Here is an 18,990-nt window from a genome sequence, read left to right on the forward strand (position 1 = left end):
GATATGTATTCCACAAATTTAACAGCCCAACCCATAGACTCATTGATCAATCAGCGTCCTATCCGCATTCTTCATGTCGTTGGCGGGATGGTCAGGGGTGGTATAGAAACCTGGTTAATGCACATTTTGCGGCATATTGACCGCGATCGCTTCCAGATGGATTTCCTCGTCCACACCACAGAAACCTGCCCTTACGATGACGAAATTCGCAATCTAGGTAGTCAGATTATCCCCTGTCCTCTACAACGTTGGTATCCCTGGAGTTACGCCGCCAACCTCAAGCGGATTTTCTGCGAATTTGGTGCTTATGATATTGTTCACAGCCATGTCCACCACTTTAGCGGCTATATCCTCAACTTAGCAAAACAGGCGGGCGTACCTGTCCGTATTGCCCATAGTCATAATGATACTTCTGCTCAACAAACAAGCTTATATCGGCGCGGGTATAATTCCTTAACGAAATCGTGGATTGACCGTAACGCCACCTTGGGTTTAGGATGCAGTGGCCAAGCTGCCACCGATTTGTTTGGTTCTCAGTGGCAAACTGATTCTCGCTGGCAGACTCTTTATTACGGTATTGATCTAACACCCTATAAACAGGTTATCGATCCGGTAGCTGTGCGTGCTGAATTTGGCATACCTAGCGATGCCTTCGTTATTGGTCATGTGGGTAGATTTGAACCCCAAAAGAATCATAAATTTCTGATCGAAATTGCCGCAGAAATTGCCAAACGAGAACCGCAAACGCGCTTGTTGCTGGTGGGGGAAGGCTATTTGCAACTAGAAACCTACCAACAAGTTGTGCAAATGGGGTTAGGCGATCGCGTCATCTTTGCAGGTTCTCGCCCTGATGTCCCTCGATTGATGCTAGGTGCAATGGATGTGTTCTTTTTACCATCTCTGCATGAAGGTTTACCTTTGGTATTATTAGAGGCTCAGACAGCAGGACTACCATGTGTTTTTTCGGATGTCATTACTGAGGAAGTGGATATAGTTAAGCCTCTAATCACGAGAACATCCCTATCACGAACAACTTCCCATTGGGCGGAGGTAATCTTAGCACAAAGAGACGCGGTAGCTAGTATTACTCCAGCTGAAGTATTAGCCCAAGTTCAACAGAGTCCGTTCAGCATAGAAACATCCATGCAGCATTTGCAGAAGATGTATGCAACACAATTGATCAGCGAGGTAGTAGTATGAGACAACAAACACTGCACTTGCAACGCACATATCTAGATAGTCTCATCATTGCAGTTTTGATCTGCATATCGATCATATTTTTTTTCCTGCAATCTTCCGAACAGTTTTTACACTGGTTTTTAATTCCAGTTACATTGAGTGGAATTTTCATCGGTATTGATGCTGTTGACTGGTTTCGAGGTCGGTTAAATATTTTCGATCCGGTAGGAATTATCGGTTTATTGGGATTTCATTTCTTTTTCTTAGCCCCTCTACTACACGTCTATTGGAACTTGTGGATGGGAGAAGATATCATACCTCCACCTGACTGGCGACCCTGGCTAGGAGGTATGGCAATCCTTAACTTTTTAGGTCTTTGGGTTTATCGTTTTTTTCGTAATCTTCGTTGTCAGCCTCCTCAAAAGGACTCAAAAAAAACTGTTTGGATCATCAATCGCCAGCATTTTTTCCCAATTATCTGTGTAGCTTTAATTATTGCAGCTATTTTACAGGTAATGGTTTACCAAAAATTTGGCGGCATCGCTAACTATATTGAAGCTGCTACCAGGGCGGCAATGAGGGAAGGTGAAAATGAATTCCAAGGTATGGGCATTCTCTTTTTACTTTCTGAGAGCTTTCCTATTGTTTCCATGATGGGATTTGCTGTCTATGCACAAAATCAAAAACGACTGCAAAGCAAGACAGTATTAATCGTAGTGTTAATTATATTTTTAGGACTGCAATTATTTTTTGGTGGATTGAGGGGCAGTCGCAGTAACACGATTTGGGCTTTGTTTTGGGCGGTAGGAATAATTCATTTTTTGATTCGTAAAATTAGCAAGAAAGAAATTGCTATTGGGCTGGTATTTTTCATGTTTTTTATGTATATTTATGGTTTTTTGAAAACGGGAGGTTTAGAGGCAATCAATACAGCATTAGAAGGGCAAGAAGGTATTAGTAGCTTAGAAGAACAATCTGGGCGTACTTGGCAAGTTCTAATTTTACAAGACTTAGGCAGAAGCGATATTCAGGCTTTTTTACTCTATCGACTAATGAGACATGATAGCGACTATCAATATGCTTGGGGCAGAACTTATTTATCAGCATTAACTATGCTCATACCTAGCGCGATTATGCCTGAAAAGCTACCAGAAAAAACAAAGGAAGGAACAGAGGCTCAATATGGTATGGGAACTTATCATCCTCAACTCTGGAGTTCTTCAAAAGTTTACGGACTAGCAGGTGAAACCATGCTGAATTTCGGCCCATCTGTGATTCCACTTGCTTTTATTGTTTTGGGCTTGATTGTAGGAAGAGTAAGATATTGGTTCTTCACTTTACTGCCAGAGGATCAGCGATTATTATTATTGCCAATGTTGGTCAACTTTTGTTTTGTAATTCTGGTTGGTGATACAGATAATTATATCTTTTTTCTCTTTAAAAATAGTGGTGTTGCTACCTTGATAGTTTTCTTAAGTTCTGATAAAAAAACCATCAAAAATTTACCTTGATGGCTCTAAATAAAACTACGAATTAACTATGAATCTTCTCATTACACTAGAGCATCATTTTGATCGGACTCCTGATGGAGTAGTTTGGACACAAACAACCTTTCCTCATTCATTCTGGAGGCATTACCTGAAGGTGTTTGATCATGTGGGCGTGTTAGCTCGCGTTCGAGAGGTGGAGTCAGTTCCATCTGATTATCAACAAGCAAATGGCGATCGCGTATCTTTCATTGCTTTACCCGACTACATAGGCCCAAAACAGTATTTGTTGAAGGTGCGACAAGTTGAGCAGACTGTCAAAAATGCTTTTACTCTTGGTAATGCCGTGATTATGCGTGTTTCTTCACAAATTGCCAACCATCTCCAACCACTTTTAGACAAACATAATTATCCCTACGGGGTAGAAGTCGTTGCAGACCCATATGATGTGTTTGCCCCTAATTCTGTTAGACATCCCTTAAGACCTTTCTTTCGATGGCGGTTTCCTCAACAATTGCGACGACAATGCGCTGGAGCGTGTGCAGCTACCTATGTCACCAAACACGCTTTACAAGCTAGATACTTTTGTCCGAACTATTCAGTCGGAATCTCAGATGTAGAGCTTTCCGAAGAGTGTTTTGTGTTGACTCCTCGACGGTTTACCAAGTTGGACACCTTACATTTGCTCTTTGTAGGTACATTAGCTCAACTCTATAAAGCTCCTGATGTCCTGATTAATGCTGTGGCTATTTGTGTACAGCAAGGAATAGACCTGAAGTTGACTATAGTTGGTGACGGCAAGCATAGAACAGAACTAGAGGCACAAGCAGTAGGATTGGGGTTAAAAGATAGCGTCTTTTTCCGTGGTCAATTAGCTGCTGGCGATACTGTACGTGCAGAATTAGACCAGGCTGATGTGTTTGTTTTACCATCCCATCAAGAAGGCCTACCAAGGGCAATGGTGGAAGCAATGGCGCGAGGATTACCATGTATCGGCTCTACAGTCGGCGGTATCCCGGAACTCTTAGCGGCTGAAGATATGGTGCAGCCAGGTGATGCGAATGGCCTAGCACAGAAGATTAGGGAAGTGGTGACTAATCCCGAACGTATGGCCAAGATGTCAGCCCGTAATCTCCAGAAAGCCAAAGAGTACAAAAGTGAAGTGCTATATGAACAACGAATTGATTTTTATCGGTATGTGCGTGAACAAACAGAACTTTGGTTAAAACAACAATGAAAAGTTTATTAATGGTGACTACTGTACCAGATACTCTGAGTGCCTTTTTGATTCCTTTTGCTCATCACTTTCGCACTCAAGGTTGGCGGGTTGATGCAATGGCTACGGGAGTTTCTCAGAATGTGGAATGTATAAAAGCTTTTGATCAGGTTTGGGATATAGAATGGTCACGCAATCCTTTAAATCCATTGAATCTTGTCGTTGCTCCGCGTATCATCCAACAGGTAATACGGCAGGAGAAATATGATCTAGTTCATGTTCACACGCCAGTAGCAGCTTTTGTTACCCGCTATGCTCTCAAGGATTTGAATAAGCAGAACAGACTCAGGGTGATTTACACGGCACATGGTTTTCACTTCTATAACGGTGGAGAGCTTTTAAAAAATGCTATTTTCCTAACTTTGGAGAAGTTGGCTGGACGTTGGACAGACTATTTAGTAGTAATTAATCGTGAGGATGAAGAAACAGCAAAACGTTACAGATTGATTCCCCATGAAAAGATTAGATATATGCCGGGAATTGGCGTGGATTTACAGTATTACAATCCTCAAGCTGTTTCCGATGCTGAGGTTGAGCAGCTACGCCAGGAATTAGGATTAGCACCAGATACCCCATTCTTTTTATCAGTAGCTGAGTTCATCCCCCGCAAGCATCCTCAAGATGTTTTAAGGGCATTTGCTCAGTTGGCTAGACCTCAAGCCTGCTTGGCTTTTGCTGGAGATGGATTTTTAATGAATCAAATACAGAATCTGGCAATGCAACTAGGGGTGCAAAATCAAGTCCGTTTTTTGGGTGTGCGCCGAGATATTCCCGCTTTAATGCGTGCAGCCACAGCTACGATACTTGCGTCTGATCGAGAGGGTCTACCCCGGTGTGTGATGGAGTCTATGTCTATGGAAACTCCTGTAATTGGCACAGATATTCGTGGAACTAGAGATTTACTCAAAGAAGGCTGTGGTTTACTCGTCAAAGTGGGTGATATAGAGGCAATTACACAGGGAATGGCCTGGATATTAGATAATCCTCAAGCAGCTCAAGCGATCGCCAAGCAAGGACGAGAACGTATAGCCAGCTATGAACTTTCGTACATTCTGAAAGAATACGAGGCTTTATATGCTGAAGCTATCTTGGAGATTAGGACTGCGGAGCAGAAAAACCTTTGACTATTGACTCAGCACGATGCTCAACGCCCTGCTACCGCTAACACTACTCAGCACTCAGCACTCAGCGATGATTTATTAAGTCTGCATTATATGGACTTGTACTAGCGATCGCCTTTCACCCTTCATGCCATTTCTAGTATTTATCTAGCAATTTGTTGTTGCATCAAGAGATTTTACCTGTCTATCCATCGCTAGCTAGATAAAGGCTGCTAGATGGCTAATAAATGTTGTTTTTTTGTTTAGTAATATCAATATATTACACACATGAACACCAAAAATATTAATGACAATATTGTCCAAATATCTGCTACGATTAATACAGATTTTTGGACAGAAAAAAAATGGCTTAAAGTTCAACAATCTTATCTAAGCATACATAAAAATATCAGGTTGCAACTGATATGTAAACGTGCGTTTGATGTTGTAATATCTTGTATAGCGATTGTTAGCTTATTTCCTATTTTCCTTCTAATCGCTTTAGCTGTTAAACTTACTTCTCCGGGTCAGATTTTATTTTGCCAGGAACGCCTAGGACAACTAGGTAAACCATTCGTGATTTATAAATTTCGCACGATGATGGATGGAGCTATTCACATCGGTGCTGGTCTTGATACATTCAAAGGTGATCCCCGCATTACACCCGTTGGTAAGTTTTTAAGAGAATATCACCTGGATGAATTACCTCAGCTTTTCAATATTTTGTGCGGAGATATGAGTTTAGTAGGGCCTAGACCGCTATTGGTTTCATCTCTAGAAACTTATAGCAATTTACAGAAAAGACGCTTATTATTACCGCCTGGTTTGACTGCTTGGGAAGCAGTAAAGGGCGGCTTATCCAACAGCTTAGAGGAACGGTTAAATTTAGATATTTGGTATGTAGACAACTGGAATTTTTGGTTAGACATCATGATTATTTTTCGCACGATTCCAGTTGTGCTGCGCCAAGAAGGTGTATACGAACAAGATAACGGTTTATCAGATAGTTAAGGTATTTAAATAATGAAAACCGCAGTGATTCACCAACCACAGTATTTTCCTTATCTGGGATTTTTTCACAAGCTAAATCAAGGTGACATTTTTGTAGCGATGGACACTGTACAGTTTGAAAGGCGTGGTCTGCAACATCGCAATAAAATCAAAACTAGCCAAGGAAGCCAATGGATAACCGTACCAGTATGTCATCGCGCCAGGGAAGAAGAATTTATCAATACAATGGAAATAAACTCTGAATTTCCTTGGTCACGGAAGCATTGGAATGCGATTGTAACAAATTATGCCCGCGCTCCTTACTTTGCTCAATATAGCTCAGGACTAGAAAAAATATTTCAGCAAGAATGGGTGAATCTCTGTGAACTCAACATGGCAATGATGAGATGGGTAATGGAGATTTTAGAGATTAATAAACCCATTGTATATATGTCTACATTGGGGGTTGAGGGTAATAAATCTGAACTACTAATTAATATTTGTCAAGCAATAGGAGCTAATGCTTACTTGTCAGGTATTGGCGGGAGACAGTATATGAATATGGCAGAATTTGCCACTGCTGGTATAGATGTATTCTGGCAAGAGTTTAGTTATCCGACTTATACACAAATGTTTCCCGAATTGGGCTTTGCACCTAACCTGTCAATTTTAGACACTCTTTTTTGCTGTGGTTCAGATACTAAAAAATTCTTGAATGTTTGTTGAGTTAAAAAATGAAAAATCAAGTATTAGTTATTGCACCCCATCTTGATGATGAAATTTTAGGTTGTGGAGGTACAATTGCACGCTATGTAGATCATGGCGATGAGGTACATATTTTAGTAATTACTTATGGTGATCCAGAAATATATCCACCAGAAGAAGAATTACAAACTCGTCAGGAACTCAAAGCAGCTCATGAAATTTTAGGTGTATCCAGTGTGCAGTTTCTAGACTTTCTTGCGCCCAAGTTAGACACCTTTCCTGGTTATAAATTGGCTGATGCCATTAGCGGTGTAATTCGCTCATTACAACCTAATATTTTGTATTTGCCCCATCGTGGTGATATTCATGCTGACCACCGCATTGTTTATCAGGCGGGTATGGTTGCAGCACGTCCTATAAATGCTTGTTCTGTACGCCAGATTTTTTGTTATGAAACCCTATCTGAAACTGAATGGGCTTCGCCATTTGGTGATGAGGCTTTTATTCCTACGGTGTTTGTAGATATCACAAATTGTTTAGAGCGAAAGCTCAAGGCTATGGCTTGCTATCAAAGCCAACTCAAAGAAGCACCTCATCCTCGTTCTTTGCAGGCGATCGCTAATTTAGCGCAGTTGCGTGGTAGCACTGTCAGTTTACCTGCGGCAGAAGCTTTCATACTGGTGCGGGATATACATTAGGTCAAACTGGTAAAAAGCAAGTTATTTCCTAACTAACACGTTTTTTTGTTTAAAAGCCTGGCTATAGCATAGTTAGAAAATGTGTTAGTTAGGAGTTATCCAAGGATATGTGAATCAAGTATTAGATCAACAAAATTAGGGATAATAGCAATGAATATTCAAATTCTTGATTTAGCAAATCCCTTGTGGACACAAACACTAGAAAAACTTAAGCATGACGTTTATCATTTACCTGAATATGTCTATTTAGAGGCACAAAGAACTCAATCAATTGCCGAAGCTATTTTAATTAACGAAGGAGAAAAAATATTTTTTTTACCTTATTTATTGCGCCGTTGTGATGATATTTTGGATAATCATTTGACAACTCTGGAGGTTTTTGATGTTGTCTCACCCTATGGCTATCCAGGACTTCTAATTAATCAAGCTGCTTGTCACACACCTGATTTTTTAAATCAAGCATTACAACAATTAAAAACTGTATTTTCTACCAAGAATGTCTGTTCAGCATTTTTAAGATTGCATCCCATACTCAATCACTATGTTCAAGAATTTTTGCCTCCAGAAGATTATAAAATACAAGGAGAAACTGTATCTATAGACTTAACACTTTCAGAAGCTGATCTTTGGCATCAAACGAGGTCAGCACATAGGACACATATTAATAAGTGTAAACGGGCAGGCTTTATTGCAAAAGTCGTTGATTACGATGATTATTTAAATGATTTTATCAGTATATATCATCAAACAATGGATCGAGTTGAAGCTAAAAATAATTTTTATTTTAATCAAGAATACTTTACTGGCTTATCAAATCTCAATAACAAAATTCACCTATGTATTGTTGAATTAGAAAATCAAATTGCCTGTGCGTCAATATTTACTGAATGTTGTGAAATTGTGCAATATCATCTGGGTGGGACTAATAATGATTTTTTGAAGCTTGCACCTAACAAGTTAATGATTGATTATATGCGATTATGGGCTAAAAGACGTGGAAATAAAGTTTTACATCTAGGTGGTGGTGTTGGATCTGCTAAAGATAGTCTTTACCATTTTAAAGCAGGTTTTTCTCAGCAAAGGCATACATTTTTGGTAGTGCGTTTAATTATAGATGCAGAGAAATATTTTAATTTAGTACAACTCCGTGCCAAGGAATTAAAAAAATCTCCCGAAGTTTTCTACCAGTCTAATTTCTTTCCTGCATATCGTTCTTTTTCATAAAAAAGTGGATTGAATTTACTATATCAAGCTGCTCAATCCATGCGGATAAAGATGCCAGAGGCTGCTTTTTTAACAGCTAAAAGTAAATTTCCTAAAAAAAGATGTTGGATAAAAATAGCACTATATCACGAAATTTTGCATGAATAAACCTATTCTTCTATCAACGCCACATATAGGTGCTGACGAACTAGAATTCGTCAAAGAAGCATTTGCATCTAATTGGATTGCACCTGTTGGCCCTCACGTTGACGCTTTCGAGGCAGAATTTTGTCAGGTGACTAGTGCTGGTTATGCTGCGGCTGTCAGTTCTGGGACTGCGGCTTTGCACTTGGCTTTACGATTGGTGGGAGTAGAGGTTGGGGACGAGGTGTTTTGTTCTACTTTAACTTTTGCTGCTACCGCCAACCCCATAGTTTATTTAGGTGCAAAGCCAGTCTTTATTGATAGCGATCGCACTTCTTGGAATATGAACCCAGATTTGTTGCATGAAGCCTTGCAGAATCGTGCATATCAAGGTAAGTTACCAAAAGCTGTAATAGTGGTACATCTATATGGACAAAGCGCAGATATACAGCCCATCCTCCAAGTCTGCAATCAGTATGAAGTTCCCCTGATAGAAGATGCGGCAGAAAGTTTAGGTGCTACTTACAAAGGACATTCTCCTGGCACATTTGGACGCATTGGTATTTACTCTTTTAATGGCAATAAAATAATTACCACCTCTGGTGGTGGAATGTTGGTGTCTGACGACCCAGAATTGGTCGCAAAAGCTCGTTTTTTGGCAACTCAAGCCCGCGATCGCGCTCCCCACTACCAACACTCAGAAATTGGCTATAACTACCGCCTTAGCAATGTTTTAGCTGGTATTGGTCGCGGTCAATTGCTGGTTTTAAATGAGCGAGTCGCAGCTAGAAGACATAACTTTGAAATCTACAATTCTGCGTTAAGAAAACTACCAGGTTTAGAATTCATGCCAGAAGCTGATTATGGAAGAGCAACTCGCTGGCTAACTTGTCTCACTATCAATTCTCAGGCATTTGGTGCAGACCGAGAACAAGTCCGTCTAGCACTTGCCAAACAGCAAATTGAATCTCGTCCCGTTTGGAAACCTTTACACCTCCAGCCTGTGTTTTCTGAGTGTGAATGTTTTGGCGGTGCAGTAGCAGAAGATTTATTTATATGCGGTCTTTGCTTACCTTCTGGATCTAATCTGACCAGCGAAGATTTAGCAAGAGTGATTGATGGAATTACAACAATTCACTATGGTACTCACGAAAACCAAACTCATTGATTCATGGTTTAGGATTCGATGTACTTGAAACACCTAACAATTAAATTCGGTTTTTAATTATCCCAATTAATTATGGAAAATCAAGAATATAATTCTTCATTTGATAAATATTGGCACATCTTCAAGCGTCGTAGAATGTCGGCAATATTTATTTTTCTGCCTGTTTTTTTTGCTTCATCAATAGCAATTTTTTATTTGAGAAAACCTGCTTATTTAGCGGAGGCAAAACTAAAGTTTCAAAGGACAAATACTACTTCAAATTTAACTGGTTTAGGAACAGAAATAAATAAGTTGGAGTCAGTAGCACAAAATCAGCTAACTAATCCTCTCAATACAGAGGCAGAGGTGATACGGTCTACACCGCTTGTAAAAAAAACCATAGCTAGACTTAATTTGCAAGATAATCAAGGTCGTCCTTTAAAAACTAAAAAGTTTCTCAAAAAACTCAATGTAAAAGATGTTAAAGGCACTGATATTCTGCAAATTTCTTACCAAGATAGTAACCCTGAAATGTCTGCCAAAGTCGTTAATACTCTAGTGGAAATATATTTAGAGCAAAATGTATCTTCTCTCAGAGGTGAAGCATCTGCTGCCCGCAAATTTATCGAAAAACAACTGCCAGATGCAGAATCAGTTGTTCAAAAAGCAGAGGCAGAACTAGCGAGGTTTAAGGAAAACTACAAAGTTGTTAATTTACAAGAAGAAGCAACCAAAGCACTGGAAGTCATTACAGACCTACAAAACCAAATGAATGCCGCTCAATCTAGAGTTGCTGATAGTGAGGCACAGTCTCAATCAATCCGTAAACAGCTTGGTATGAACTCACAACAGGCTGTAATGATGACTTCCCTCAGCCAAACTTCCGGGGTACAAAATATTTTGCAAGAAATCCAGCAACTAGAATCACAACTCACTGCAAGGCGCAATATTTTACAAGACAGACATCCACAAATTATTGAATTAGAAGAAAGATTAACCTCATTAAATAGGCTATTACAACAACGAGTCAATCAGGTTGTAGGTACAAATCCATCTCAACTAAATCAGAACCTACAACTGGGAGTCTTACAACAACAACTATCCGGTAGGCTAGTGGAATTAGAGTCAATTCGCCTAGGTTCAATCAAGCAATTTAGTACCTTATCTAACTTACAAGTTGCCTATAAACAACGTCTGAATAATTTGCCAAGGTTGGAACAAAAACAGCGTCAGTTAGACCGTAAAGTACAAGTTTCTCAAATTACTTATTCATTGCTATTACAAAAGCTGCAAGAAAGTCGCATAGCAGAAAATCAAAATGTTGGCAACGCCAGCATTATATCCTCGGCTGAAACTCCAGACGAGTCAATGTCTTCGCCAATGATTTCTTACTTGAGTGCTGGCTTATTAGCTTTTATAGCTGCTTTAGCAACTGTGTATATTTTGGAGTCAAAAGATAAGTCTATTAAAACTATTGATGAGGCCAGAACATTGCTTGGTTTAACCTTATTAGGGGTAATTCCTAGGGTTAATAAATTGAGAAAATATGCTGATGAAGATGAAGGAATAGAGTATTATAGTCAGAGGATTATTATGAGAGATTTTCCTCGTTCTGCCATCAGTGAAGCTTACCGGATGTTAAGAGCAAATCTGAGGTTTATGAGTGCTGATAAAGAGTTAAAAGTGATCGTTGTCACTAGCTCTGTACCGCAAGAAGGTAAATCAACAGTAGCGGCTAACTTAGCGACAGCATTAGCCCAGAAAGAACATAAGGTATTACTAATAGATGCAGATTTACACCGTCCAGTACAGCATAAAATCTGGGATATCAATAATAGTCAAGGTCTGAGCAATGTGATTGTTGAACAGGCAGAGACGACAAAAGCAATTAAGCCAGTTATGGGTTATTTGGATGTCCTGACTTCTGGAGTAGTACCGCCTAATCCTGCATCTCTCTTGGACTCCAAACGCATGGCAGCTTTAATCGACACCTTTGCGACTAAATACAATTTTGTGATTATTGATACTCCAGCCTTAAATGTTGCTGCTGATGCTGCTACTTTAGGACAAATGGCTGACGGCGTTTTATTGGTAGTTCGTCCAGGGGTAGTAGATTCAGTGAATGCGGCTTTCGCTAGAGAATTTTTAGAAAAATCTGGTCAGAATGTTTTAGGACAGGTAGTTAATGGCGTGATTTCCCACAATGAACGCTACAGCTACTACTTTGCTGAGGAAGATTACCTACAAGAAAGTTTTAGTATGGCAAAAGTTAAGGTCTGAACTCAAGTGGGTGTGTGTAGGCATCCTCTAAACAGGTAATCGATAAAATATATAATTTACAAACTGCTTAAAACACTTGTGTTTTAGTTTCTCTTGGTGACATTCGGGTTTAGTCGTTGGTAATGGCTAATGGGGTAGCAATTATTATTCATTACCTGTTAACCATTACCGCCTCTCACTTGATAGCTAGCTGAAGTTGCTAGCTATGACAACATTAAGGAGTTTTTTGTAAATCAGGTCTTTCTTCTGGAACGATCGCATCTGCAACAGGGCAAACTTGAATACAGATACCACAGTCAATACAGGTAGAGAAATCAATCCAGTACCAATCAGTTCCCTTGACATTTTTACCAGGGCCTTCATGAATACAAGCTACTGGACAAGCATCTACGCAGTCGGCGACACCTTCACAGACATTAGTAACAATAGTGTGCGGCATTTGATAGATTCCCTCTCTTTTAAATCAGCTTTTTCTAGCCTAGCAGGGGATTGGGGAAAAGAAAGCAGGGGGAGCAGGGGGAGCAGAGGGAGCAGGGGGAGCAGGGGAAAAAACTACAATGCCTACCTACCTACTCATTACTCATTACTCACTACTCACTACTCACTACTCATTACTCAGCACTCATTACTACCTAACGCTCTCGATTGTAGGCGTTCCGTCGGCTTTAATCCAAGCGATTTGGGCAATATTGCGATCGCCTGCGTATTGTCTAATTGCGGCTGCATCTTTGCTACCTAAATCCATTTCTACCCGGACTAGATGAGTAGAATCACGCAGCTTTTGGGCATAGGCAAAGGCCGCAGCGTGAGTAACTGGTGTTTCGGAAACTACTAACCAGTTACTAGCCGGGGTTTCTTGCGGTAATTGTTGAGTAGATAATAAAACTTGATACAGGTCTTCAATATTAAGTACAAAGCCAATACCAGGAATATCTTCACCTTGGGGGTGATATAGTCCCAAAAGCTTGTCATAACGACCACCGCGTCCTAAAACCTGTGCTTGCGATTGGCTACTGCTGACAATTTCAAAGACAATGCCGGTGTAGTAGTCTATGGTTTGAATTAGACTGAGGTCGAGAATAATAGGAAATTCCCCCTCTGATTCTAATAACTCTACTAGAGATTTGAGGTTATTAACTGCCTCTTGTTGCTCTGCATCTAAACCCAGACTGCTGACTTTTTGTAATACATCGGCACTATTGCCACGCAAATCTAACATGATTCTGGCGCGATCGCGCAGTTCGTCAGTTAAAGGCAGAGTATCTATTGTAATGCGGTCAAGATGAGCGATCGCAGTGCGAACTTTAGCACGTAGATTTTCTGGAAAAGCATTCAATAGCGATCGAGTGATTCCAGCTTCACCTAAAATTAAATGCCAGTTCTGTAAATCTAACGCCGCCAAGCAATTGCTTACTAACAGCAACACCTCAGCGTTGGCTAGCAATCCACCTACACCTAACAACTCCACCCCAGCTTGATAAAACTCTTGCTGACGATTGTGTCTGTTTTCCCAGATACGGCGAAAGACGTTGGCATTATAGTACAGTCGTTGCGGATAAGTAGTACCCGCCATCCGTGTCGCCACAGCACGAGCAATAGAAGCTGTCAACTCTGGCCGCAATCCTAACTCTTCATCTTCAGTATTTTGTAGTTGAATCACCATCTGGCGTTGAATTGCTTCCCCCGCCATCAGGGTATCCATACGTTCCAGCGTTGAGGTAATAATCCGGTGATATCCCCAACGGTGAAACACCTGCTGTAATCTATCTTCAATCCAGCGTTTTTGAGCCACATCTAGAGGCAATAAATCCCTCGCTCCTGCGGCTGGTTGATACACCATTCATCCTCCGTTATCTTACCCCGGTTTCCTGCAAAAAGGCAGACTGCACATTGCGTTTTCTGTTCCCGCCTATGCAGCCAAGTATATGGGAAAAGGTAATGAATCAATTCAAAATTCAAAATTCAAAATTCAAAATAAATTTTAGAGCTTGTTTGAAAAGGGTCTTTCTGTGTCATGTTGAACGAAGTGAAATATCTCAGTATGCGCCTGAAACCTAGATTCTTCGCTCCGCTCAGAATGACAAATTATACCTTCTCGGACTTTTCAAACATCCTCTTAGGTGACTTTCTTTATTTTTTCTTCCCACTAAATAAACCACCAAACAACCCACCTCCAGATTTATCTGGTTGTTTTTGGCCAGAATTATGAGGTGCATTGCCCTTGGGACTACTAGATTGTTGTCCTAGGACTTTATCTAGTTTAGGCTTCCACGCCAACGCTGTTGGATCGTTAGGGTCTAATTTTAAAGCATTGTCAAAGTGGATTTTAGCCATTTTCAGTTGATTTTGCTTTAAATACACAAATCCCAGCAAACTATGACAACGACTATTTTTTGGTCCAATCTTCAGTGCATCTTGTAACTCTACTTTGGCCGGAGCAAATTGATTTTTCTTAATCAAGCTTTCAGCGCGACGGAGATATTGTTCAATGGCTGGATCTTCTTTAGGTGGTGGTGGTGGGGGTGCAGCAGGTGTATTTGGTTGGGATGAATTGGAGTTAACAGTAGATTGAGCAACTGGTGGTGGCGATGGGGCTAAAGCTTTACCAGCACTCCGCATTAAGTAAACTAAATTCAACTCGCTGATTTGAGAAATAATGGGGATTACCTGCTGCAAAGAATTGTATTGAGTTTCAGCAATTTTAGCGATCGCACTTTTATAAACATGATCAATATTAGGAGATGCTGCTAACTGTTTAGCTAAGTCGGTAGTCAGTTCGATTGAAGCTGATTCCTGTGTCAACCGCTTACCTATTTGAGACAAAACGATGATGTATTCCGAACGAGTGCGTTCTACTGATAGTGCTTCGTAAGCGGGGTTAACTAACTTCGATAATAATTCAATAGCCAGTTTCTTTTCTGTCTCAGTATGAATCACACTGCTATCAGGATGTAAAAGACGGGCAATTTTTAGATATCGCTTGCGGATTTCTCTGACATCAGCGTCAACTGGGACACACAAAATAGCGTGATTGTCTATGAACTCATATTGAAATAATCCACGGTCTATTCTTAAAGACATATAGCACTTCGCACCAAAGGAGCAGTTATGTTTTTTCTAGTTTACTTCGCTCACCAAGGTAAGCGTCAGTATTACCCTGTGATTATTATTCCCTTTGGTGAATGATTAGCTATCTGTTGTTATGTTTTTATTGCCAAGCTAATAGAGGTGGTACTTGCATTAATGCCTTACTGAGGTTGTCGTGAAGATTACCATTGGTTGCGAGAATTCTACCAGAAGCGATTTTAAATGGCGTGCCATCATAAGCAGTGACTTTACCACCAGCTTCTTGTAACAAAATTATCCCAGCCACAACGTCCCAAGGAGATATTCCCCGTTCCCAATAACCATCGACACGGCCACAAGCGACAGAAGCTAAATCTAGAGCGGCTGAACCGCTACGTCGCACCCCTTGGGTAAGATGGGTGAGGTGACAAAATTCGGCATAGTTATTATCCGATGTTTCGCGGCGATCGTAGGCAAATCCTGTCACCAACAAGCTTTTACTCAATTCAGCTGTTTCAGAAACATGAATTGGACGGCGGTTGCGTGTTGCACCCAAACCAGCAGCCGCCCGGAAAAGCTCATCATGAAATGGGTCATAAATCACCCCTACCTGCGGCGCACCATCAATTAACAAACCAATGGAAACACAAAAAGCCGGGTATTGATGAGCGTAGTTAGTCGTACCATCGAGAGGATCAATCGCCCAGAGATATTGATGATCTTGATTACCAATTTTCCCCGATTCCTCCGCCAAGATGGAATGCTCAGGAAAATGGCGGCGCAAAATTTCTAAAATTACTGCTTCTGAAGCTTTATCAGCAGCAGTCACTAAATCCCCAGGACGACCCTTTTCCGTAATCGCATCTTCTAACTTACCCAAGTACCCTTGCAAAACCACACCCGCAGCCAGTGCAGCTTCTGTTGCAATATCGAGAAAAATTTGCAGGTTAGTCAAGTTGCTTCACTCCAATTCAAAATTAACAATTCAAAATTCAAAACTTAAGAGTGGGGACAGAATTAATTAATTCAAAATTATTCTTACTCTTCCTCACAGAATTTTGTTAGCGCAGCCTTTCCGTAGGGTATTTTGCATTTTGAATTCCAAAAAAGGCATTAGTCATTGGGGATTGGGGATTGGGGATTGGGGATTGGGGATTGGGGATTGGGGATTGGGGATGATACTCTCCCTTATCTCCCACTCACTACTCACTACTCACTACTCACTACTCACTACTCACTACTCACTACTCACTACTCAGCACTCAGCACTCAGCACTCAGCACTCAGCACTCAGCACTCACTACTCACTACCGATTAAGACGACGAAACTCAGCCGGAGTCTGACGCATGGGTTTTTCTGGATTCCAGATACCTTTACCCATGATTCTCGCCCATTGTTGAGCGCGTTCTAAACGTTGATTGTATTTTTGATTAGGCGATCGCGCTACAAACAAAGCATACCCTTGTTTGACCACTTGTTCGTTTAACAACTGGTTATCTTTCCACACGTAGGCTATGGTTCGACCAATTTTGTCTTTGGCTTCGATATCAAACTCCAGGGTTACAGGTTTTTCTAAATCGCCAACCAACTTTTCTACAAGTTCCTTAGACTGATCTCCCCAGGGATACTGACGCAAATCTGGCGCATCTACACCAACTAACCGCACCTGGGAAATTAAAGTTGGTTGTTCAGCCATCCCCACCACTTCCAAAGTCTGACCACTCACTACCCGCGCCACCCTCACCTGCTTTTGATTGTTCTCAGACTGAGTTCTACCTTGACAACTCACCAAGAGTAATAAGCAAGCGAGAATGGCAAGTTTTCGCAACCAGTTTTTGAAGGACTGAGGATTGGGCATGAAACAACATTCTTTCTCCCCTGCACCCCTGCACCCCTGCTTCCCCTGCTTCCCCTGCTTCCCCTGCTTCCCCTGCTTCCCCTGCTTCCCCTGCCTCCCCTGCTTTCCTATCCCCATATCGCAACTAATCTTCATCTAACGGTAAACCCGCTTTAACTCGCCCCTTAGCGAAGTATTGCCCAAACTGGAGTTCATAAACTTCATCTTCGTCTTGGGTTTCTACTTCCAAGTCAGAACGAGCGTAACTCACGCACAACAAAGCATAACCTTGCCGACGCAATTCTAGGGACAAGCCTACTGCCTCTGGTTGATAAATATCCCCCGACACCACCCGGACAGCGCAAGTGGTGCAAGCTCCATTACGACAGGAAAAGGGCAATTCTACCCCTTGGTGTTCGGCGGTGTGGAGGATGTAGCGGTCATCTGGTACTTGGAGGGTGTACTGTTCGCCAGTGGCGCGATCGCGTACTGTAATTGTGTATGTGTCGGACATCTTAGATTTGGTTTTGAGACGTTCAGAATCAGGCTAAAAAAAATTCCCTTCTTTATCTTTGCATTTTCTGGGATTTCATGTTACTATTGTAAATCGTGACACCTGGAGAGGTGGCCGAGTGGTTGAAGGCGCAGACCTGGAAAGTCTGTTTGGGGGAAACTTCAACGAGGGTTCGAATCCCTCCCTCTCCGTTACTCAAGCTAGTTTAAATATATAGTTTGCACCCGATTTCTACAGATAGTCGGGTGCAAATTATCATATTAGACCATTCTCAATAGACGTAGGGTGGGCAATGCCGATGACATGAAGAGTGCTGAGTTGCGTTAGCGGTAACGCGGCGTTGAGCGGGTGCTGAGTTGAAAACCGCCCACGTTCGCGCAGCGTCCCGCAGGGAGGGGCAGAGCTTTTACCTATGAAACAGCCCTGATCAATCCCCTCTCTACACCACGGTTTTAGGAAAAAACTTGCAAGTCATAATTTTGACAACAACTTAAAAGCTTTTCCTTGATGAGCGATCGCACATTGTCTGGCGATACAATCACACAATCGGGGGTATATTGCATGATTTCCCGAATAAACCAAAATGTATTATGTACACGCCTCACAACTCGCCGCACTCGTTGTTTGTCTGGTAGCCATTCATTAATTTTGTCTTCTGGTTTGGCTTGATACGCAAAGCCTAAGTTATTTAATAGGTGCATTTCCACTTCTATTTGGTCTAAATGCGATCGCCATTCACCGTCAATTTGCTTAACGGCGGCATCTAGTATTCGGTCTAAACGGAAACACCAATTGTGTGTAAGTTCTGGTATATCTAAGTTTCCTGCTGTCTCCTCACACCAGCAATCAAGATACTCTCGCTTTTCATGGGGGGTAATTTTGGCATAGCGGACTGTAAAATTAAATACTCGTTCTGCTGCATCTTGATAGGAAAGTTGAAAGGGTTGCTCACGGAGAATATAGCGGTCTATTTGTACCCGCCAAGCTGGGGGTGTGTTCCCTAGGAAGGCTTGAATTTCGTTCCGCAGTGGTATTGATAGTTCACCGCGTTCTAGTAATAATTCAGCAATAATTTGCGCTTGTTCAATTTGTCCGATATCGGTTAAAGCCCCAATACACCGATGTAAGGCGCGGATGCGTGATTCTTGCCAATCATTATTTTTACCAATAATTAGCTGACGTTGTGCGATCGCCTTGATGAGTTTGGAGATATTGGGATCATCTCCCCACATCATACCGAACTCACGCGCGATCGCTTCTAGTTCAGCTTTATCTCGTTCTGATACCGACAGGGTTATAGACTGACCTTTACGACTCATTAAAAATGTCCGTACACTTTATACTTATACTCTCTTGCCAACTT

At 41.3% G+C, this 18,990-nt stretch carries 17 protein-coding genes and 1 tRNA gene; 11 read left to right on the plus strand and 7 right to left on the minus strand.

Annotated elements, in window-relative coordinates; all coding sequences use genetic code 11:
• The first annotated feature begins 3 nt into the window (after window positions 1-3).
• The 10 genes from ACM0OR_RS16710 to ACM0OR_RS16755 all read left to right on the plus strand — a co-directional run bounded on the left by ACM0OR_RS16710 (window position 4) and on the right by ACM0OR_RS16755 (window position 12,209).
• Window positions 4-1,200 (plus strand): glycosyltransferase family 1 protein, encoded by a 1,197-nt coding sequence (locus tag ACM0OR_RS16710; RefSeq protein ID WP_414577515.1) that lies wholly within the window; start codon window positions 4-6, stop codon window positions 1,198-1,200.
• The gene (locus tag ACM0OR_RS16715; RefSeq protein ID WP_414577516.1) at window positions 1,197-2,690 is read left to right on the plus strand and encodes a hypothetical protein; all 1,494 of its coding nucleotides are present in this window, start codon (window positions 1,197-1,199) and stop codon (window positions 2,688-2,690) included. Before ACM0OR_RS16710 ends, ACM0OR_RS16715 begins: the two co-directional genes overlap by 4 nt.
• Before the next feature lie 28 nt (window positions 2,691-2,718).
• Complete coding sequence (locus ACM0OR_RS16720; RefSeq protein WP_414577517.1) at window positions 2,719-3,903, plus strand: glycosyltransferase; 1,185 nt, start codon at window positions 2,719-2,721, stop codon at window positions 3,901-3,903.
• The gene (locus tag ACM0OR_RS16725) at window positions 3,900-5,066 is read left to right on the plus strand and encodes a glycosyltransferase family 4 protein (protein WP_414577519.1); all 1,167 of its coding nucleotides are present in this window, start codon (window positions 3,900-3,902) and stop codon (window positions 5,064-5,066) included. The genes ACM0OR_RS16720 and ACM0OR_RS16725 overlap by 4 nt, the downstream gene beginning before the upstream one ends.
• Window positions 5,067-5,330: 264 nt before the next feature.
• A complete protein-coding gene (locus ACM0OR_RS16730; RefSeq protein ID WP_414577521.1) occupies window positions 5,331-6,053 on the plus strand; it encodes a sugar transferase in 723 nt (240 codons plus the stop codon).
• A gap of 12 nt (window positions 6,054-6,065) precedes the next feature.
• The gene (locus ACM0OR_RS16735) at window positions 6,066-6,758 is read left to right on the plus strand and encodes a WbqC family protein (protein WP_414577523.1); all 693 of its coding nucleotides are present in this window, start codon (window positions 6,066-6,068) and stop codon (window positions 6,756-6,758) included.
• Between the two features lie 8 nt (window positions 6,759-6,766).
• Window positions 6,767-7,435: a PIG-L deacetylase family protein gene (locus tag ACM0OR_RS16740; RefSeq protein ID WP_414577524.1), complete on the plus strand. Its 669-nt coding sequence runs from the start codon at window positions 6,767-6,769 to the stop codon at window positions 7,433-7,435.
• Between the two features lie 150 nt (window positions 7,436-7,585).
• Window positions 7,586-8,659 carry a GNAT family N-acetyltransferase gene (locus tag ACM0OR_RS16745; RefSeq protein WP_414577526.1) on the plus strand — a complete coding sequence of 358 codons (1,074 nt, stop codon included), beginning with the start codon at window positions 7,586-7,588 and terminating at the stop codon, window positions 8,657-8,659.
• Window positions 8,660-8,798: 139 nt separating this feature from the next.
• Window positions 8,799-9,950 (plus strand): DegT/DnrJ/EryC1/StrS family aminotransferase, encoded by a 1,152-nt coding sequence (locus ACM0OR_RS16750; protein ID WP_414577527.1) that lies wholly within the window; start codon window positions 8,799-8,801, stop codon window positions 9,948-9,950.
• A gap of 72 nt (window positions 9,951-10,022) precedes the next feature.
• Entirely contained in the window at window positions 10,023-12,209 is a 2,187-nt protein-coding gene (locus tag ACM0OR_RS16755; protein ID WP_414577529.1) for a GumC family protein, read from the plus strand.
• Window positions 12,210-12,423: 214 nt separating this feature from the next.
• Here ACM0OR_RS16755 and ACM0OR_RS16760 read toward each other — a convergent pair whose 3' ends face one another.
• The 6 genes from ACM0OR_RS16760 to ACM0OR_RS16785 all read right to left on the minus strand — a co-directional run bounded on the left by ACM0OR_RS16760 (window position 12,424) and on the right by ACM0OR_RS16785 (window position 17,627).
• Window positions 12,424-12,648 (minus strand): indolepyruvate ferredoxin oxidoreductase subunit alpha, encoded by a 225-nt coding sequence (locus ACM0OR_RS16760; RefSeq protein ID WP_190701510.1) that lies wholly within the window; start codon window positions 12,646-12,648, stop codon window positions 12,424-12,426.
• Between the two features lie 189 nt (window positions 12,649-12,837).
• A complete protein-coding gene (locus tag ACM0OR_RS16765; RefSeq protein ID WP_414577531.1) occupies window positions 12,838-14,049 on the minus strand; it encodes an ATP phosphoribosyltransferase regulatory subunit in 1,212 nt (403 codons plus the stop codon).
• Between the two features lie 290 nt (window positions 14,050-14,339).
• Window positions 14,340-15,290: a J domain-containing protein gene (locus tag ACM0OR_RS16770; RefSeq protein ID WP_414577532.1), complete on the minus strand. Its 951-nt coding sequence runs from the start codon at window positions 15,288-15,290 to the stop codon at window positions 14,340-14,342.
• Window positions 15,291-15,417: 127 nt separating this feature from the next.
• The gene (locus tag ACM0OR_RS16775) at window positions 15,418-16,230 is read right to left on the minus strand and encodes an inositol monophosphatase family protein (protein ID WP_414577534.1); all 813 of its coding nucleotides are present in this window, start codon (window positions 16,228-16,230) and stop codon (window positions 15,418-15,420) included.
• Window positions 16,231-16,582: 352 nt separating this feature from the next.
• Entirely contained in the window at window positions 16,583-17,134 is a 552-nt protein-coding gene (locus ACM0OR_RS16780) for a thermonuclease family protein (protein ID WP_323267776.1), read from the minus strand.
• 124 nt (window positions 17,135-17,258) lie between these two features.
• The gene (locus ACM0OR_RS16785; protein ID WP_323267775.1) at window positions 17,259-17,627 is read right to left on the minus strand and encodes a 2Fe-2S iron-sulfur cluster-binding protein; all 369 of its coding nucleotides are present in this window, start codon (window positions 17,625-17,627) and stop codon (window positions 17,259-17,261) included.
• A 104-nt stretch (window positions 17,628-17,731) separates the two neighbouring features.
• Here ACM0OR_RS16785 and ACM0OR_RS16790 point away from each other — a divergent pair.
• Window positions 17,732-17,818 (plus strand) — tRNA-Ser (locus tag ACM0OR_RS16790).
• 261 nt (window positions 17,819-18,079) lie between these two features.
• Here ACM0OR_RS16790 and ACM0OR_RS16795 read toward each other — a convergent pair.
• A complete protein-coding gene (locus tag ACM0OR_RS16795; protein ID WP_414577535.1) occupies window positions 18,080-18,946 on the minus strand; it encodes a WYL domain-containing protein in 867 nt (288 codons plus the stop codon).
• Window positions 18,947-18,990: the final 44 nt, after the last annotated feature.

The sequence above is a fragment of the Anabaena sp. CCY 9402-a genome (genome assembly GCF_963920945.1).
GTDB classification, from domain to species: domain Bacteria; phylum Cyanobacteriota; class Cyanobacteriia; order Cyanobacteriales; family Nostocaceae; genus Trichormus; species Trichormus minutissimus.